Annotated in this window: 2 protein-coding genes; both read left to right on the top strand. The window is 43.8% G+C overall.

Going from position 1 to position 2206, the window contains the following annotated elements; translation table 11 throughout:
• Positions 1-1027 (top strand): GNAT family N-acetyltransferase (locus F6K20_RS35235; protein ID WP_287297917.1); only part of this gene is annotated, 1027 nt, incomplete at its 5' end.
• Between the two features lie 442 nt (positions 1028-1469).
• Positions 1470-1934 carry a GIY-YIG nuclease family protein gene (locus tag F6K20_RS35230; RefSeq protein WP_008187408.1) on the top strand — a complete coding sequence of 155 codons (465 nt, stop codon included), beginning with the start codon at positions 1470-1472 and terminating at the stop codon, positions 1932-1934.
• Positions 1935-2206 lie beyond the last annotated feature (272 nt).

Below are 2206 nucleotides of genomic sequence, written 5' to 3'. Positions count from 1 at the left end.
GTTGCCCAATCACTTAACGGTGTGGCGAGATAGACAGCTGATCGCTGCTGCACCTATATATGTCAAAGGTCACAGTTACGGAGAGTTTGTCTTTGACCAACAGTGGGCGGATTTATCCTATCGCTTGGGCATTTCCTATTATCCGAAGTTGTTGGGTATGACACCATTTACCCCAGCGGTAGGCTATCGGTTTTTGATCGCACCGGGAGAAGATGAAGATCAGTTGACACAAATCATGGTAAGTGCTATTGATAATTTTTGCGATCGCAATCATCTGTCTGGTTGTCACTTCCTCTTTGTTGACCCGGATTGGCGACCAGTAATTGAACGCAATGGTTTTAAGGGCTGGCTACATCACAGCTATATTTGGCAAAACCAAGGCTTTAGTAGTTTTGAGGATTACCTAAAGGTCTTTAATGCTAATCAACGCCGCAATATTAAACGAGAACGCAAGGCTGTAGCCAAAGCAGGTCTAACCCTGAAAATCTTCACCGGGGATGACATTGAAAAATCCTTGTTTCCCTTAATCTACAACTTCTACAGCAGCACCTGCGATAAATTTATGTGGGGTAGCAAATATCTCACGCGCCAATTTTTTAAGCAATTGTATCCTAACTACCGTCAGCGAGTGGTATTAATTGCTGCTTACCGGGAGGAGGATGACCAAAAACCAGTGGGAATGTCCTTTTGTATAAATAAGGGCAATCATTTGTATGGTCGTTATTGGGGCTGTTTTGAAGAATTTGACTGCCTACATTTTGAAGCCTGTTACTATGCACCGATTGAGTGGGCAATCGGCCAGGGCATCACCATGTTTGACCCTGGTGCTGGTGGGCGTCACAAGAAGCGTCGTGGTTTCCCAGCAACGGCTAACTATAGTGTTCATCGATTCTACGATAAACGCTTTGACCGGATTTTTCAAAACTATATCGATGAGGTTAACCTAATGGAATTCGAGGAAATTGAGGCTATTAATCAAGATTTGCCCTTTACCAAGCGCGAAATTGAGTTTCAGATTCCGGATTGATTAGCAGTTGAGGAGTATTTTGAATAAACGTGCCTTTTGCACAAAGCACGTAAGCATTCAGCGGTCAGCGGTCAGCCGTCAGCTTGCCATAACTAATATTAAAAGAATGCTTACTTATTTTATTCAAAAGTTCCGTAGCTTCCTAATAGCCCATAAGCACATCAAGTAGGGTGCGCTTAGCACATTAGCTGATAGCACATCAAGTAGGGTGCGCGATCGCATTAGACATCTCCAGAAACTCGGTTTTGACCCAGGCAGTGCAAGGGTTTGAGGTTAATTTTTGGAGATGTCTATTAGGTGATAGCTGATAGCTTACCAAAGCACAGATCAGATTTCCCGGATCTGAATTGAGATCAGGTCTTTACATAAGGTCATTAGGTGTGCTAATATTACCAATTCCTAGCATACAAATCAGGTATTGCTCAGCCCAAGTACAACAATAATGAGTAATTTTCGCCAATGCTCACCCTATGACCTGCTAGCCCTGGCTGTCGATGAAGCGTCGGAGGGAAGACACGCAGCCGCATTGCGTTATATGACCATGGCTGTAGAGCGTTCTAAGCTTCCAGAATACGCTAGTGACGCTCAAACCTTTATTCGGTTGCACAAAGCCACAGGGACTTTAGTACAAAGCTGCCTCTCCAGCCCTGAGGAAGAAAATCCAGCTAGGCTTTACTTTATCTTAGACAAGGGACGCAATGCGATTCGGATCGGTTACACTACTAACCCCAATGGTAATATTAGAGGGCTTGAAACTAAGAGTGTAAAGACTTTAGAACTAATAAAAATTATCCCAGGAAGTGCTAAGATGGAAACCGAATTTCACAGAAAGTTCCAACATCTTAGGATTTCTGGGGAATGGTTTGATGCGACTCCAGAAGTGATGAGATATATATCATCTCTTTGACTTTGTAATCTATCAGCTGTCAGCTATCAGCTGTCAGCTGCGTGCACGCTACTTGAGGTGCTATCAGCTGACAGCTGATAGCTGGTTATTTACGGAACAACCAAAGCTGAAAGCCCCGTGTTTTTAAACCGGGTCAGAAGTTACCGCAAGAATAGTGCAGCCAAAGCAAGTTGGTAGGCTATGCATTAAAGGTGACAGGTTTTGTTGTAAGGCTGCACTATTAATCAGGTTTCGTCTCCGGGATGAAAGCTAGTAGCGACTTTAGTCGCCGT

Source organism: Moorena sp. SIO2C4, assembly GCF_010672485.1.
Classification (GTDB): Bacteria; Cyanobacteriota; Cyanobacteriia; order Cyanobacteriales; family Coleofasciculaceae; genus Moorena; species Moorena producens.
Note: the sequence above shows the minus strand (reverse complement) of the source record. Positions and strands in the feature narration are given on the sequence as shown.

What these genes read in the sequence shown, in the direction of transcription:
- F6K20_RS35230 (WP_008187408.1), top strand. Translation starts at nt 1,470, where the DNA reads ATGAGTAATTTTCGCCAATGCTCACCCTATGACCTGCTAGCCCTGGCT.